Genomic DNA, 18,026 nt, shown 5'->3' on the forward strand with positions numbered 1-18,026 from the left:
TGTTATAACCTCAACCTACCTCACCCCCAACCCCTCTTCTTTCTGGAGAGGGGCTTTTTTCGTTCTTATTGGCATATATTTCCCTTAAAAAGTCATAAAAGTATCCAAAAAATAAGGGTTAACCCTTATTTTTTCTCGTTTTTTTTTGCTATTTATTTGTGGCTTCAAATTTAACGGACTACGTATATGAAGCTACATTATCTCTTAACACGTTTAAAACACCTCAAAATCACCTACCTCACCAGCCTATTTTTGGTGCTGGGACTGGGGGCAAGCCAGCCACTGTTGGCCCAAACAAAAGCCTGGACGGGAGCTGCAGGGACCAGCGACTGGAATAACGCCAGCAACTGGAATCCAGCGGGCGTTCCCACCGCCACCGACGATGTGTTTATCACAACCGTATCATCACCACTGCTTTACCCAACCATCAGCACGACCGATGCCAAAGCCCAATCGGTGTCTATCCTGACTTCTAGCGCTGCCCTGACCATTGCCAATACGGGAAAATTAACCATTAATGGATTTAATAGTAATACTTCTTTTGCCAATGGTGGGATTTTTGAAAACAGCGGTCAGTTGGTGTTGGGAAATGAAAGTGCGTTATCTTTTTTTGGGATTAGAAACAATGTGACTGGGACAATTAAAAACAACGCAGGGGCAACCATGGCGGTGGATAATACCTCGAACACCGCAATAGATAATAGTGGTACGTTTACCAATGCAGGAACGGTGAATGTGGGTCAAACGCAGTCGGTGGGAAGTGCTGCTTTAAACAATGTTGGGTCATTTGAGAACAAAACAGGGGGAGTGTTCAAAATAGACCGATGTGTCCTTTTGGCTATAGAAATGACGCAAACGGCCACTTTTGTGAATGCGGGAACTATCAACATTGGCGTGGGTGGAAGTGTGGGTAGTGTTGGTATCAACTCTCGGGGAAGTTTTGATAATAACTTAGGCGGTGTCATCACCATTGACAATTTCAGTGACAGTGGAATTATCAATGGGGTTGGCACTTTCCGAAACTATGCGACCATCATAATAGGAGCCACTGCGGGAGGATTGTATGGTTTGGATAACAGAGCTACTTTTATCAATGACGGTTGTAGTGCCTTGCTGTCGGTTCAGTCTAATAGTAGAATTATTAGCGGTTCTGGCGCTACCACAAGCAACTCAGGAACCATCATCGAAAAAGCTTCGGGCAACAGTAACATTACGGCCAACACGGGCTTGATACAAAACCTCAACGGCGGCACGTTTGACGTGGGTGCGGGGCCACTCCCTGCCTTGGTAGCGGTTGGGGGGGCTCCTACCACGTTCAACGGCGGAGATGGCGCCATCAAAATCAAAGGTTTGGTCAACGATACGTACGAGCTGACTTACAGCAAGGACGGCGGTAGCCCTACCACCACCAGCGTGGCAGTAACCACCAACGAAATCACGATTCCCTCTTTGGGCGTGGGGACGTATACCATCACGGTGAAGGGAACTACCTGTAGTACGCTTGAATTTAGCTTGTTGGCCTCGGTCGACAACCCCACGCTCACCTTAGGCACAGCTACTCAACCAACGACCTGCACGGGCACGGGGAGCATTGCGTTTACGAGTATGGGCTACGGCGGCACTACCCAAACCTTGAGCTACACTTACCAGGCTAACAGCAGTGCTACGGCCGAAACCCGCACCGCTTCGGTGAGCATTGCAAATGATGGCAGTTTTACGTTAAGTAACCTTCCCGTTGGTATTTACAGTCAGTTTGCTATTGGGGGAATTAGCGCTACGGGGAGCCGTGTAATCAATGTCCTTGCTAACGAAACTACGTTGGTATGGACGGGCTGCGCCAACGGTGAGTGGAATAACTTTGCTAACTGGAGCAAACTAACTGTCCCCACCGCCACCGACGATGTGCAAATCAGCGCCGTATTATCACCACCGCTTTACCCAACCATCAGTACCACCGATGCCGAAGCCAAATCAGTGTCTATATTTTCCAGCGCTACCCTGACCATCGCTAATTCGGGAAAGCTGACCATTAACGGATTTAGAAATAATAGATCTTTTACCAATAATGTTGGTGGGACTTTTGAAAACAACGGTCAGTTGGTATTGGGAAATGAAAATGCGCTGGGAGCTACAGGGATAGTAAACTTTGGAACTTTTAACAACAACGCCGGGGCAACCATTACGGTGGATAATACATCCACCACAGCAATAGAGAACGCTGCAAATGCTACGTTTTCCAATGCGGGGACGGTGAATGTGGGCCAAACGCAGTTTGTAGGTCAAAATGGTATTGTATGTGTTGGTACATTTGAGAACAAAACAGGGGGCGTGATAAAAATAAGCCGATGCACAAATGCGGCGCTGATTGTTGGTACGGGCATTACTTTCACCAATGCAGGCACGATAAATATTGGTAATGTGGGACAGGCTACCTATGGTATTGTTAATCTTGGTAATGTTGACAACAATGTGGGAGGGGAAATTACCGTTGATAATTTTCCTTCTAACGGTGTCGGTATAGACAATATTGCCAGTGGGGTTTTTAGAAACTATGCCAGCATCATTGTTGGAGGCATTGCGGGTGGGCAGACAGCATTGAGAAACCTGGGTACGTTTTCAAATGTAGGGTGTGGTTCTTTGCTGTGGATTAAGTCAAATAGCGAAATAATAGGCGGAGGCACGACCAATAACGCTGGGGTGATCATCGAAGATGGTGGGGGCACTAGTACCATAACGGCCAATACTGGGTTGGTGCAAAACCTCAACGGAGGGACGTTCACCATTACCCAACCCGCCACATCGGTACCCGTCTTTACCCCCCTTGGGATTGCTCCCTCCAACTGCCCAACCAACAACAACGGGAGTATATTGCTGTTAGGCGTGGAGCCCAATACAGAGTACGCCGTTACGATAGGCGTAGGAGGCACTCCCCAAAACCTAACGTCTAACGCCAGCGGGCAGTTAAGTGTGGGTAATTTATCAATCGGTACATATACCATCACCCTCAAAAAAGCCTGTTGGCTGCAAGCCGTCACTAGTACAGTTACGGTATCAGAGGCAGCTTTGACCAACGGAAAGAGTACCCGTGGAGCAACTTGTTCAACATTGGGACTCCTCGTGTTTGATACCAACCTGGGCTTTACAGGGACTTTAAGTACGTATCCTGCCACCTACAAAAGAAATGGCGTTAGCCAATCGGGGCAAATAGAGGTATATAACCAAGGTAGTGGAAATGTAGGTGTTATCAACGTATCGGCTGAGGGGTATTATACCGACATCAAAGTGCAATACGGTACGTGCGAAGTAGCGTACGCAGGGGCGACGATTTATGTGGCAGGAGCCGTTTCTCCTGTTACAATTACTTCTCCCACTACCTGCGCGGGAACTAACGGAAGTGTATTATTTAATGCTGTAACCAATCCAGGAACGTATTCGTTGAGTTACAAAAAAAATGATACTACTGTAACAATTGATGTGACGGTAGTGCAGGTGGGTAGGGCTAGACGGTTTAACTTGTCTAATTTGAGTGCGGGCATTTATTCGGATTTTGTCTTGACTGCAGACTGTGCACTTCCCTATTCACCCGTTATCCGTATTGGCGATTTGCCCAACCCTGCCGTAAGCGGTACAATGGCCGTTACGACCGTGGGGGGCAGCGATGGCAGCATTCAGTTGTCGGGCTTGGCCGTGAGCAAAAGCTACAGCATCAGTTACCAAAAAGACGGCGGTACGGCCGTTACCACCACCGTCAGTTCCGATGCCGATGGCAATCTTACCCTCGCCAATTTGGGCGGAGGAAGTTATACCAATATCATTTTAACCATCAACGGTTGCAGCAGCAGTGCGCTTTCGGCCACGGTGGGTGCGCCTGCGTCTGCCTTTACGTTTGCCTACAGTTCAACGGTGCCACCGAGCGGTTGCGGCGCGATGGACGGCGCGCTGGTATTTACCACCACCCTACCCGTAGGTACCAACGCCTATACCTTAGATTATACTTTCCTTGGGAGTCCTGGCATTGCCACTATTTCGGTGACGGCGGGCAGTGGAGGCAACAATACCTTTACCTTGTCGGGACTCAGGGCGGGGGCATACCGAGATTTCAAGATTGTGCATAACAGCACCGATATTACGATTGCCGACATTCTTACGGTATCCGACCCTAACAAACCAACCTTTGCGGTGGGTACCAAAACACCACCGAGCGGCTGCAACACCACCGACGGCAGCATTCAGTTGACGGGTTTGGCGGCGAGCACCAGTTACAGTGTGAGCTACCAAAAAGACGGCGGCACGGCAGTGACGGCGACGGTCGGCAGCGATGCTTCGGGGAGTTTGGTGATGGGTAGTTTGGGCGCAGGTGCTTACACGAACATTAAAGTGACGTTAAACAACTGCATCAGCGACGCCGCCACGGCCACCCTAAGCGCACCGACGTTTACGCTGACCCAAACTGGCAGCAGCCATCCTACCACTTGCGGCGCAACGGACGGCACACTATCGTTCTCAACCAGCTTGCCAGCGGGGAATTATACCTTGAGTTACAAGAAAGGCAGCGACGCGCTTTCAACTCCTATTATAGTAGGTACGTCGCGCGGACGGGTGTCGGCGGTAGGAAACACCTTTGTTCTACCAGAACTTGGCGCAGGTACTTACAGCGATTTTAAAATAACCTATACTGGCTGCGAGGTGACTTTGGCGGGGCCTTATTCGCTATCCGATCCCAACAAACCGACCTTTGCAGTGGGTACCAAAACACCACCGAGCGGCTGCAACACCACCGACGGCAGCATTCAGTTGACGGGTTTGGCGGCGAGCACCAGTTACAGCGTGAGCTACCAAAAAGACGGCGGCACGGCAATGACGGCGACGGTCGGCAGCGATGCTTCGGGGAGTTTGGTGATTAGTAGTTTGGGTGCAGGTGCTTACACGAACATTAAAGTGACGTTGAACAACTGCATCAGCGCCGCCGCCACGGCCACCCTAAGCGCACCGACGTTTACGCTGACCCAAACTGGCAGCAGCCATCCTACCACTTGCGGCGCAACGGACGGCACACTATCGTTCTCAACCAGCTTGCCAGCGGGGGATTATACCTTGAGTTACAAGAAAGATGGCAACGCTGTGACGACGACAATCCCGCTGGGGGCGCCTTCTGCCCGTGTATCAGCAGCAGGAAATTCGTTTATCCTAATGGGTCTTGGCGCAGGTACTTACAGCGATTTTAAGATAACATACAAAGGTTGTGACGTGACTTTGGCGGGGCCGTACACGCTGAATGCCCCTTCCTCGGTGACGGCCAGCATTGCGGGCTCAACTACAGTTTGCCAAAATGCAGCTTCGGTGACCATTACCTTTACGGGCGCAAACGGAACGGGCGTTTATACGTTTGGCTACCGCATCAACGGCGGGCCGCAGCAAAGCGTTTCGTCGGCCAGTGGCGCCAACACCGCTACGGTGACGCAACCCACCACGACCGCAGGCGTATTTGTGTATGACCTCGTGAGCGTGTCGGCTGCCAATTGTAGCCAAGCGCAAACGGGCAACGCTACGGTGAAGGTACAAGGCAAACCAACGGTTACGCTGACAACCCTCCAACGCACCTTGGTTGAAGGTAACTCTCAAACCTTGTGCGACACAGATGCCAATCCTGAGAACAGTTTGCAGTTTACGGTTTCGGGTTTGTGTGTGGTAGGCAATCCTGTTTGGCGAGTACAAGTAGGGAATGGCGTATGGAGCGACTGGTCGGCGACAGCCCCCGTTTCCCAATCCTCCAATAATCAACCCCATCGCTACCAAGCGGCTTGCGACGCGGCTTGTCCCGCAACTTACACAGGACCAATTGAATTGACCATTACTGGCCGTGCTTCGGTACCGCAAAATGTGTCGTTGTTGGTGGACGGCGTGACGGTAGCTGTGGGCGAAACCAAAGAAGTGTGTAGCTTGGTCAATACGACCCTCACATTTAACGCCAATTGCGCTGGGGGAGAAGTAGTGCTTTATTCAGTCGATGGTGGCGAGTACAGCGCGGTCGTTCCAACGGCTTTGGTGGACAACCAATTCCACAACTACCGCGTGCGTTGTCGCCAATCGAACGGCGCTCCATCGTGTGTGGAATCGGAGTCGGGCGTGATGCGGTTAAAATTGGTGGTCATTCCATCGGCACCGACGGTCTCGTTGTCGTCAACAAGTAGCTGTAACCCATCGGCAAGTTTCAGCGGACAATCGTCTTGCGGAAGCCTGCGCACAGTTTGGTACAATGCCAGCACGAACGTGGCTTTGCCAAGTTTGCCATCAACCGTTCCAAGCCAAACAACGTCGTACTATGCTCGTTGTCAAACGGAAAACGGCTGTGTAAGCGAGAAAAGCAACGTGGTGACGTTCACGCTAACGTCGGGACAAGCAGCGCCCGTGATTACGGCCAGTCAAGAGATTGTGTGTACGGGTACAACGGTGACGATTACGGCCAACTGTCCCGCAGGAAGCACCACGAGCTGGAACACAGGTGTGACTACGCCAAGTTTTGAAGTGGCTTTCAGCAACGTAATAAAGCAAACGTACTGGGCAAAATGTATTTTTGCAGGTGGTTGTCAAAGTGCTGAAAGTGCTCGTAAAGATATTTATTGGAATGCGTTTACGGTGACGTTGATCAACATTGGCGAAAGCAAATCTGCCATCAAAACCAACGACCGTTCGGCTTGGACGAGCCAGTTTATCACCCGCGACGGTGGCCCCGAATTGGAACAAAGTACGCAAGTGAATCCGACGTTGTTTTACGTCGAAAACGCCAACAAAATGGCCCCTCGCTACTGGACGATACATGCGGATGCGTGCGGTTTGGGCACAAACGGTTCATTGACCTTTGACATGCAGGCCGTACCCGAAATGGGCGTGATTCGTTCGTTTAATACGCACGAGAACAATGCACCATACTTCATGTATGCCAACCGAGAAGGCTGGACGGAGCTATACGCTCAAAACCACCCTGCCTACGGATTCTACCAAGACAACGGCGCAGGTGGCAACTCCTACGATGCAGGTTTACCCAAAGGCTTGTACAAACTAGGCATTCGCTATTGGGACATGAAAGGTTGGGGCAGTATCTTCCCATCCACCCGTAAACCGCAAGGCAACGTCTTGGCTTACCAAGAATACTGGTTCAGAATCCAGTCGAAAGATGGAATAGGCGTAGGCACAGCGAGGACAGCGGAGAGCGAAGAGGCAAAAAGCAAAGGGCAAGGAGCAAATGGCGAAGGGCAAGAGGCAAAAAGCAAGGGGCAAGGGGCAAGGGGCGAAGAGCAAGGGTCGGATAACGGACAACAGCTAACCGATAACGGCGCTTTCGCGACCGTTCTCCCCAACCCCGTCACCAGCATTCTGCGTCTGAAGGTGCAAGAGAGCAAGGGGCAAGTGGTGCAAACGGTTTTGACGGATGCTTCGGGTCGCCAAGTGATGGGTCGTAAATTTGTACCCGAAACCAACACGCACCAAGAAGAGTTTGGGGTAAGTGAATTGCCAGCAGGAATGTACTTCTTGCAGGTGACAACCGCCGACCAACAAGCGACCTTGAAAGTGCTAAAAATGAATTAAAATGTAGTAGCTTTAATATCGTAGTGCTTAGAGGGCCTCCAATTTTTGGGGGCTCTCTTTTTTGTAAAAATGGCCGAAAATGGCTTTTTGTAACTATCTGATAATCAGCGAGTGGAACATTAGAGCAAAAGAAATGGAACATTAGAGCAAAAGAAAATTTGGTAGATGGAACATTAGAGCAAAAGATGGAACATTAGAGTTAATACCATTCGGGGTGGTGAGCGTATGTTTGTGAGCGTACAAACGCGGTTTAACACACAACACTTTTACCCTTTTCTCAACCATGACAAAACTCTCCATCATCGTCATTTTGGGGGTCTTATTACTGCTTTGCTGCATCTAAAAAAACAGACATCCAAGTTCATTTTTATCAAAAACTCTAATTTTTTATGAAACAACTAGTACACTTCATTTGGTTAATCTTGCTGAGTCAGCAAGCATTTTCCCAAACCATTACGTGGACAGGAGCTACGGATACCGATTGGGCAACGGGCACCAACTGGTCCACGAATGTAGCACCTACAAATGCCAATAAAGTAAACATTCCAGGAAGCTTGGCGCGTTATCCTGTGTTGAATACCAATGCCTCTATTCAGAATTTGGTAGTAGAGGCGGGGGCAACCCTCACCGTCAATGCCAGTAAGGAACTGACGATTAATGGAAGTGGGAGTGATGATGCGCTGTCTGTCAGTGGGACGGTCGAAAACAACGGAACGATTACTGTCAATCAATTGGGCTCTCCTGCCAGTGCGGTACAGTTGAGAGGGAATGGGCAGTTTACTAATAACGCGGGGGCTACGCTGACGGGAGCTACGATTGGTTTCTATGGGATTAGAATAGTTGAGAGCGCGGTATTGCTAAACCAAGCCGGTGGGACACTTAGCTTTGCGGGGTTCTCTGGTTCCATGTATTTATCGGGTAGTACTTCCCCCGAAATGGTACAAAACCACGGTAAAATGACCTTGGGAGGACAGATAGAAAAATACGCGGGGCTGTTTCACAATTACCCTTGTGGGGTGGTAAAACTGCTCGCAGGACAAGTGTTCAATACAGGCCAAATCCTCAACGAAGGCTTTTTCAGCGCCCCCTTAAATCTTAATGGCCCCGCGGCGGATTTTATCAATAATGGAATTATTTATGTTGCCAATCCTAGCCCTTCCTACACCAACAATGCCATCCGAATCTTCAACAACGCTACATCGACCAGTATTTTTGAGTTTGCGGCAGCGAATAATTTGACGGTGGAGGGAATTTATAAAGATGAGGCGGCTACGGCCTCGGCAGGTGGTTTTAACCAAGGAACGAATACCTTTACGCACTTTGGTTTATCGGCGGGTTCGCAAACACTCTACGCCAACATCACGCGCTCAGGTGGTACGTGCCCCCAAATTGTACCCTTTACGTTTGAAGTGGCCACGGCCTCTACTTTCACTACGCAGCCTGCCAGTCAAACGGTCTGTGCTGGGAGCTCTGCCTCATTTACGGTTGCGATTGCCAACGCCACAGGTTATCAATGGCAACTCAATACGGGCGGTAGTTGGAACAATGTCCCCGCCACGAGCCCTTACACCAATGGAACCACGGCCACGCTCAACATTAGCAATGTGGATGGCCTGAATGGCTACCAATACCGCTGTGTGGCAACTGGCCCTGGTGGGGCGACGGTTACATCCAATGCCGCTACGCTCACCATCGGTGCGGGTGGAGGTTCAAATCCCACGGGCACACTCACGTGGACGGGCGGAGTAAATACCGACTGGAACACGGCCTGCAACTGGTCGCCTAGCAGCGTGCCTACGGCCACCAATTATGTAACAATACCCAGTACTCCTGCCAACCAACCTACCATCAACACAACTGCTGTGGCTCAATCGGTAGAGGTACAGGCAGGAGCAACGCTTACCATCGCGGCCACAAAGAGCCTGACCATCAATGGCTCCAAAGGGTACCTAATTGGTGTTGGCACACGTACCATGGGTTTATACAACCAAGGGACAGTGCAAAATCATGGACAACTTATTTTGGGAAATAGCTCTGCCTTGGGAATATATGGAATTTACAACCGAGCTACCTTCTACAATAATACGGGGGCTGTGATAGAAATTGACAGGTCAGCTAATATAGCTTTAGAAAACATCACTGGCACTTTCACTAACGCTGGCTACATTACCATCGGTGCTTTAGCACTTATTGGGGATAATGGAATTCGGAACTTTGGAACTTTCAACAATACAGGCGGAGAAATAAAAATTGATTTTTTTTATAATAACGGCTTGAGCAATGAAGGCGGTGTATTTACGAACACGGCAAAAATTACGATTGGACGGGGAGTCAATAGTGGAAACGCAGGCATTCTCAGCCAAGGAACTTTTAACAACAACACTGGAGGAGAAATCAGCATTGATAATACAATAACAGCAGCTATAGGTACTGTTAGCGGCACCTTTACCAATTCAGCAACCATCACCATTGGGGCAAATACAGAGGTAGGGAGCGGGCTTTGGAACATGGCTACGTTTAACAATACTGCTTGCGGTAAAGTCATTATGATAAGAGGCACTGTTGAAAATGATGCCTCCAAAACCATTACCAATGCTGGTCTCATGCAGGTAGCTGGCAATCTGACTAACAGTGGGGCCTTCACCAACAACGGCGTATTAAAATACGGCTCACTCACGGGTACTGTCACCAACGCTACGAACGCATCACTCATCGTTAACAACACGCCTACGCCAATTTTTACCTACGGCGGTACGTACGATGGTGTCATCAATGGCATTTATACCGATGCGGCGGCGACGCTTCCAGCGGGGACATTTACCGCGCCCAATACGTTTACTCCCTCGGGTTTGCTAGCGGGTTCGCAAACGTTGTACGCCAAAATTACCCCCCAAGGTGGCGGGTGTGTTTATGTGGTGCCGTTTACTTACGAGGCGTGTGCGCCTGTTGCAACCCCCACGGGTACGCTCACGTGGACGGGTGGAGTGGATACCGACTGGAACACGGCCTGCAACTGGTCGCCTAGCAGCGTTCCTATGGCCACCAACGACGTAGTGATTCCGAACACCACCAATAAACCCGTCATCAACATCGCCGCCGTGGCGAAGACTGTGGAGGTACAGGTAGGGGCTGTGCTGACAATTAATGCTACAAAGAGTTTGACTATCAATGGCTCAAAGCTCATTGAAGGTACAACGTCTGGTCTATTTAATGCAGGTACGGTTCACAACAGCGGGCAGCTTATTTTGGGCAACACGAGCAGTGTTGGCAGTAATGGATTTGTAAATACGGGTACGTTCAACAATAACCTCGGAGCAGAGATTATAATTGACCGAGCAACGGAGGGCGGTTTAGAGAATATTGATGGAGGAGTCTTTACCAACGCAGCCAAGATTACCATCGGATTAAACGCAGGGGTAGGGTTTACTGGGCTCTATAATACTGCTACTTTCAACAATAATACAGGAGGTGAAATTACCATTAATAAAAGTAGCACCGCTGGTTTATACAATTATGTAGGAGGTACTTTTACTAATGTTGCTAAAATTTCTATTGGAACAATAACTCCTACTATGGTTAATGGCCTTGATAATAGAGGCACTTTTTTTAACAATGCGGGCGGCGACATTACCATTGATAATACAACGGCGGTTGGTTTACTTAGCACAAGTGGGGATTTGTCGATTCATCCACCAGGTACTTTTACTAACGCAAGCAAAATTACCATTGGGGCTACGGCACTTGCAAGCGTCGGCCTAGGTAACGCTAATGGCGCTACGTTTAACAATAACGCGGGAGGAGAAATCAAGATTGATCGATCAACGATTATAGGCCTAAATAATGAAGTAGCTACTTTTAACAATGCGGCTAAAATCACCCTAGGAGCTACGGCAAGCGTGGGGCCTAGGGGTATTAAAAATCAAGCTATTTTTAACAACAATGCAGGCGGAGAAATCAAGATTGATAACACAACGGAAATAGGTTTGTGGAATTTGGGAGGCACTTTCACCAATGTTGCTAAAATTACCATTGGGGCTACGGCGAGTGTGGGAGGTACCGGGATATATAATTATGCTGTTTTTAATAATAACACCGGAGGAGAAATCAGGATTGACAATGCAACAGGGCAGGGTGTGGAGAATGATGGTGCTACTTTTACCAATGCCGCCAAAATTATCATCGGATTTACGAGCAGTACAGGGCAGTATGGCATTCATAATAGTAGTAACGGAACGTTTAATAACAATACTGGTGGAGAAATTAGGATTGATAATTCTACGCTTGCGGGCTTGCGCAATAGAGCCGGTAGCTTTACCAATGAGGATAAAATCACCATCGGTGCCACGGGAAGTATAGGGTGGTATAGCATTTTTAATGGTGCGTCCTTTACTAATAACTCCGGTGGTACCATTACCCTTGATAATGCGAGTATTAGTGCTCTATCTACTGCTGCAGGCAGTACCTTGACCAATGCCGCCACCATTCTTATTGGAGCTACGGTAAGTATTGGGTCTGGGTCTTACGGGCTGGCAAACGATGGTACAATCAATAACACTGCTTGCGGCAAACTCATTGTAGCGTCAGGCATTCTCCAAAACAATGCCTCCAGAACCATCACCAATGCGGGGCTGGTTCAAGTAGCTGGTACTCTTGACAATAACGGTACGTTTACTAATGACGGCGTATTAAAATACGGCTCACTCACAGGTACTGTCACCAACGCTACGAACGCATCACTCATCGTTAAGAACACGCCTACGCCCATTTTTACCTACGGCGGTACGTACGATGGTGTCATCAATGGCATTTATACCGATGCGGCGGCGACGCTTCCCGCGGGGACATTTACCGCGCCCAATACGTTTACGCCTTCGGGTTTGCCAGGAGGAGTGCAAACATTGTACGCCAAAATTACGCCCCAAGTTGGCGGATGCGTTTATGTAGTGCCGTTTACCTACGAAGTGTGCGCGCCTGTTGCAACTCCCACGGGTACGCTCACGTGGACGGGTAGCGTAAATACCGATTGGAACACCGCCTGCAATTGGTCACCCGCCAGCGTACCTACGGCTACCAATGACGTAGTGATTCCTGCTACAACGAATGATCCCATTATTGGTTCAGGAACAGGTGTGGCTCAAAAAATAACCATAACTGGTTCAGGAGCAAGCTTAACCGTAAATGCGGGCGCTACACTAACAATTTCATCTACCACATTTTCGATTCGAGTGAATGATGCAGCAGAGTTAATCAACAAAGGCACGATAAATATAGCTTCCAATGGCTCAAGCGCATTGTCTGGATTGGAAGTAAATAATGGCAACATTGTAAACTACGGTGTTTTAAATGTAGAGAATCCTCCTAATGAATGTATCGGATTGAATAGTGGTGCTATTACTAATAAAGGGGGAGGAACGATTAATACAAACGGGCATATTGGTATTTATGTGGTTTCTGGTACGCTTACCAACGAAAGTGGCGCTTCTATTTTCAGTACTGGCACTTCTTCATCGGTAATATTGAGCGGGGGAAGTGGAAGTATCAATAATTCAGGTTTGATAGACCTAAGTGGTCAGGTAGAAATTTTGGGAACTGAACAAATTGTCAACAATGCTTGTGGCAGGTTGAAAGTAACGGGCGATTATTATAATCAAAATAACTCTGTAACAACCAACCAAGGGTTAATTCAAATAAGTGGTTTATTACAGAAAGCTTCTGGTGCTACCTTCACCAACAACGGCGTATTAAAATACGGTTCACTCACAGGTACTGTCACCAACGCTACGAACGCATCACTCATTGTTAACAACACGCCTACGCCAATTTTCACCTACGGCGGTACGTACGATGGTGTTGTCAACGGCATTTATACCGATGCGGCGGCGACGCTTCCAGCGGGGACATTTACGGCACCCAATACGTTTGCATCTTCGGGGTTGCCAGCAGGTGTGCAAACATTGTACGCCAAAATCACCCCTCAAGGTGGCGGATGCGTTTATGTAGTGCCGTTTACCTACGATGCGTGTGCGCTCGTTGCAACCCCCACGGGTATCCTCACATGGACAGGCTTGGTAGATACGGATTGGAACACCGCCTGCAACTGGTCGCCAGTAAGTGTACCTACCGCTACCAACGACGTCGTGATTCCGAACACCACCAACAAACCCGTCATCAACACCGCTGCCGTGGCCAAATCGGTGGAGGTACAGGCGGGGGCTGTGTTGACCATTGCGGCAACCAAGAGCCTGACCATCAATGGAACAAGAAAGGTAGGGGCTTTTTTTGCTGGATTTCACAATGCAGGCACGGTGCAGAACAACGGACAGCTTGTTTTGGGGAACACTGGCAGTGTAGGGGCATATGGACTCCTCAACCGCGCTACTTTTAACAACAATACAGGGGGGGAAATTAAAATAGATAACTCAACGGAAGCTGGCTTGTATAATCTGGCAGGCACTTTCACCAATGCTGCTTCCATCACTATCGGAGCTGCTGTAAGTGTAGGAAAGTCTGGAATTTACAATTCCTCAACCTTTCACAATACAGGAGGAGAGATTAAGATTGATAGGTCAACTTCTTTTGGTTTGAGGAATGATTATGGAGGCACCTTTAACAATACTGCCACTATCACCATTGGAGCTACTGCAAGTGTAGGACTGTATGGGATTTATAATTCCACAACCTTTAATAACACAGGCGGAGCGATAAAAATTGATAATTCAACAACAACGGGCTTGTTAAATAGTGATGGGCCTTTTACTAACGTGGCCACTATTACCATCGGAGCTACTACAAGTGTGGGAATGTATGGAGTTTATAATTCCTCAATTTTTAACAACACAGGAGGGGAGATAAAAATTGACAGGTCAACAGACGTAGGTTTGTCTAATGCAGGTGGTACATTTACAAATACGGCTAAAATCACCATTGGCGCTGTGGCCAGTGTGGGGGGCAGTGGACTGTTAAACGAAGCTACGTTCAACAATAATGCAGGAGAAATCAAGATTGACAGGTCAACACAAGTTGGATTCTTAAACAAAAATAATTTCACCAACGCCGCCAAAATCACCATCGGAGCGACGGCCAGCGTGGGAAATCGGGGGCTTGTAAATGACGGAGGGGCTTTTGCCAATACGGCGGGCGGGGAGGTATCCATCATAAGTAGCATAACGCCGCCACTGGAAGTAGGATTGTTTAATACAGGTGGCGGTACGTTGACCAACGTGGCTAAAATCAAGGTCGATGGGGCAACCAATGGCATCCGAAACCTCAATAGCTCTTTCCAAAATAATGCCAACGGAGAAATTAAAATTGATAACGCAACGCGGGGGGTATTCAATGAGTCAGGCTCTATGACGAACCTCGCCAAGCTCAGCATCAAGGTGAACAGTGGGCCTGAAAGTGGGTCTGAAGGGCTGGTTAATACGAGTATCTTCAACAACAGCGCCGACGGAGTCATTGAAATAGATGGCGCAAGAAGTAATTACCTAGTTAATCAGACGGGGGGTACTTTTACCAACGCCGCCAAAATTAAGCTCGGCACTTTAGCTGCTACAGAAGCCATAAAGGGAATTGAAAATAACACCTTGTTTAATAACAACTTGGGCGGGGAAATAACCATCAACAACGCCAAAAGTGGTTTTTTAAACTCGGAGGGTACATTTACCAATAACGCCCTTATCACCATCACAAGCTCAGGGGAGGTAGATACACATGGCCTGATAAACAGAGACTTAGTGATAAACAACGCCTGTAGTAAAATCATCGTATTAAAAGGGGTGTTAATAAACCGCCCTGGATTTACCTTTACCAACTTGGGCCTCGTGCAAGTGGCTGATAATCTTGAAAATAACGGCACCTTTACCAATGACGGCGTATTAAAATACGGCTCACTCACAGGTACTGTCACCAACGCTACGAACGCATCACTTATCGTTAACAACACGCCTACGCCAATTTTTACCTACGGCGGTACGTACAATGGTGTTGTCAACGGCATTTATACCGATGCAATGGCGACGCTTCCAGCGGGGACATTTACGGCACCCAATACCTTTGTGCCTTCGGGGCTGCCAGCAGGTGTGCAAACGTTGTACGCCAAAGTTACGCCTCAAGGGGGTGCGTGTAGTTATATCGTGCCGTTTACGTTCAATAACACGGCACTTGCGCCTGTGTTTACAACCCAACCCACGGCAATCAGTCGTTGTTCGGGCAGTTCGGCGAGCTTTACGGCTGCCGCAACCAACGCAACAGGCTACCAATGGCAGTTGAATTCGGGCGGTGGCTGGAGCAACGTACCCGCCTCGGCACCTTATGCCAACGGCACAACCGCTACCCTCACAATCAGTAATGTTGCGGGCTTAAATGGGTATCAATTCCGCTGCGTGGCCATCGGGGCAACTGTCAATACCAACTCCGACCCTGCGACGCTGACGGTAATAAGCAAACCAACGATTACGCTAACAACTCTTCAACAAACGTTGAACGAAGGTAATTCTCAAACCTTCTGCGATACAGACGCCAATCCAGTTAACGGTTTGCAGTTTACGGTTTCGGGTTTGTGTGTTTCGGGGTCACCCGTTTGGCGTAGCCAAGTGGGCAGTGGTGCATGGAGCGACTGGTCGGCGACAGCACCAGTTTCCCAATCGTCCAATAACCAACTTCACCGCTACCAAGCGGCTTGTGATGCCAATTGCGCTTCGACTTATTCGGGCGTGATAGAATTGACGATTAATAACCGCGCCTCAACGCCGCAAAACGTGTCACTGTTGGTGGACGGGGTGACGGTAGCCGTAGGTGAGACGAAGGAAGTGTGTAGCCTAGCGACTACTACGCTAACTTTTAATGCGAACTGTGCCACGGGTGAAGTGATACTTTATTCCGTTGACGGTGGCGAATACAGCGCAGGCGTACCAGCTGGCTTGGTTGATAATCAGTATCACAACTACCGTGTACGCTGCCGTAAATCAGACGGAACGCCTTCTTGTGTGGAGTCAGAGTCGGGGGTAATGCGGTTAAAACTGGTTACCATTCCATCGGCACCGACGGTATCATTGTCACCGACGAGCAGTTGTAACCCATCGGCGAGTTTCAGTGGTCAATCAACGTGCGGCAGTTTGCGCACGATTTGGTACAATGCGACCACGAATGTTGCTCTGCCAAGCTTACCCGCCACTGTTCCAAGTCAAACGACGTCGTACTATGCGCGTTGTCAAACGGAAAATGGGTGCGTAAGTGAAAAAAGCAATGTCGTGACGTTTACGTTAACCCCAACGCAAGTAGCTCCCGTGATTACGGCAAGCCAAGAGATTGTTTGTACGGGTACAACGGTCACGATTTCAGCCAACTGTCCCGCAGGAAGTCAGACGTTTTGGAACACGGGGGTCACTGCGCCAAGTTTTGAAGTGGCCTTTAACAACGTGACGAAGCAAACGTACTGGGCGAAGTGTCTTTTTGATGGTGGTTGCCAAAGCTCAGAAAGTGTTCGCAAGGATATTTATTGGAATGCGTTTGTGGTAACGTTAATCAACATCGGCGAAAGTAAGTCGGCGGTAAAGCTAGCGAATGACAAGTCGTTGTGGACAAGCCAATTCATCACCCGCGACGGTGGCCCCGAATTAGAACAAAGTACGCAAGTGAACCCGACGTTATTTTACGTAGAAAATGCCAACAAAATGGCACCACGCTACTGGACCATCAACGTAGAAGCGTGCGGATTAAGCACTGACGGCTCATTGACATTTGATATGTTGGCGACGCCAGAAATGGGCGTAATTCGTTCGTTCAACACGCACGAGAACAATGCGCCGTATTTCATGTATGCCAACCGCGAAGGTTGGACGGAGTTGTACGCTCAGAATCATCCCGCGTACGGTTTTTACCAAGACAACGGTGCAGGCGGTAACGTATATGATGCAGGGTTACCCAAAGGTTTGTACAAGTTAGGCATTCGTTACTGGGACCAAAAGGGCTGGGGCAGCATTTATCCCTCAACGCGCAAGCCGCAAGGCAACGTGCTGGCTTATCAAGAATACTGGTTCCGCATTCAGTCGAAAGACGGGGTAGGTGTGGGAGCAGCAAGGTCAGCGGATAGTGAAGATGCAAAAAGCAAAGGGCAAGGAGCAAGGGGCGAAGGGCAAGGGTCGGATAACGGAAAACAGCTAACCGATAACGGCGCCTTCGTCACGGTTCTTCCCAACCCCGTCACCAGCATTCTGCGTCTGAAGGTGCAAGACAGCAAAGGGCAAACAGTGCAAGCTGCGTTGACGGATGCAACAGGTCGGGAAGTTTTGCGTCGCCAATTTGTGCCCGAAACCAATACTCACCAAGAAGAATTTGGGGTGAGTGAGTTACCGACGGGGATGTATTTCTTGAAGGTGAGGGCAACCGACCAGCAGGCGACGCTGAAGGTGGTAAAAGTGAATTAAAATGTGAAAATGTTC

At 49.0% G+C, this 18,026-nt stretch carries 2 protein-coding genes; both read left to right on the forward strand.

The annotated features are described in order from the left end of the window. The first annotated feature begins 186 nt into the window (after positions 1–186). Positions 187–7,587 carry a T9SS type A sorting domain-containing protein gene (locus tag AC23N5_RS29095; protein WP_487758208.1) on the forward strand — a complete coding sequence of 2,467 codons (7,401 nt, stop codon included), beginning with the start codon at positions 187–189 and terminating at the stop codon, positions 7,585–7,587. A gap of 389 nt (positions 7,588–7,976) precedes the next feature. Next, positions 7,977–18,011 (forward strand): T9SS type A sorting domain-containing protein, encoded by a 10,035-nt coding sequence (locus tag AC23N5_RS29100; RefSeq protein ID WP_487758209.1) that lies wholly within the window; start codon positions 7,977–7,979, stop codon positions 18,009–18,011. Positions 18,012–18,026 lie beyond the last annotated feature (15 nt).

The organism is Runella sp. R5_40 (assembly GCF_057652295.1).

Excerpts from the sequence above, each read along its gene's own strand:
- AC23N5_RS29100 (WP_487758209.1), top strand. The coding sequence starts at position 7,977 with ATGAAACAACTAGTACACTTCATTTGGTTAATCTTGCTGAGTCAGCAA.
- AC23N5_RS29095 (WP_487758208.1), top strand. The coding sequence starts at position 187 with ATGAAGCTACATTATCTCTTAACACGTTTAAAACACCTCAAAATCACC.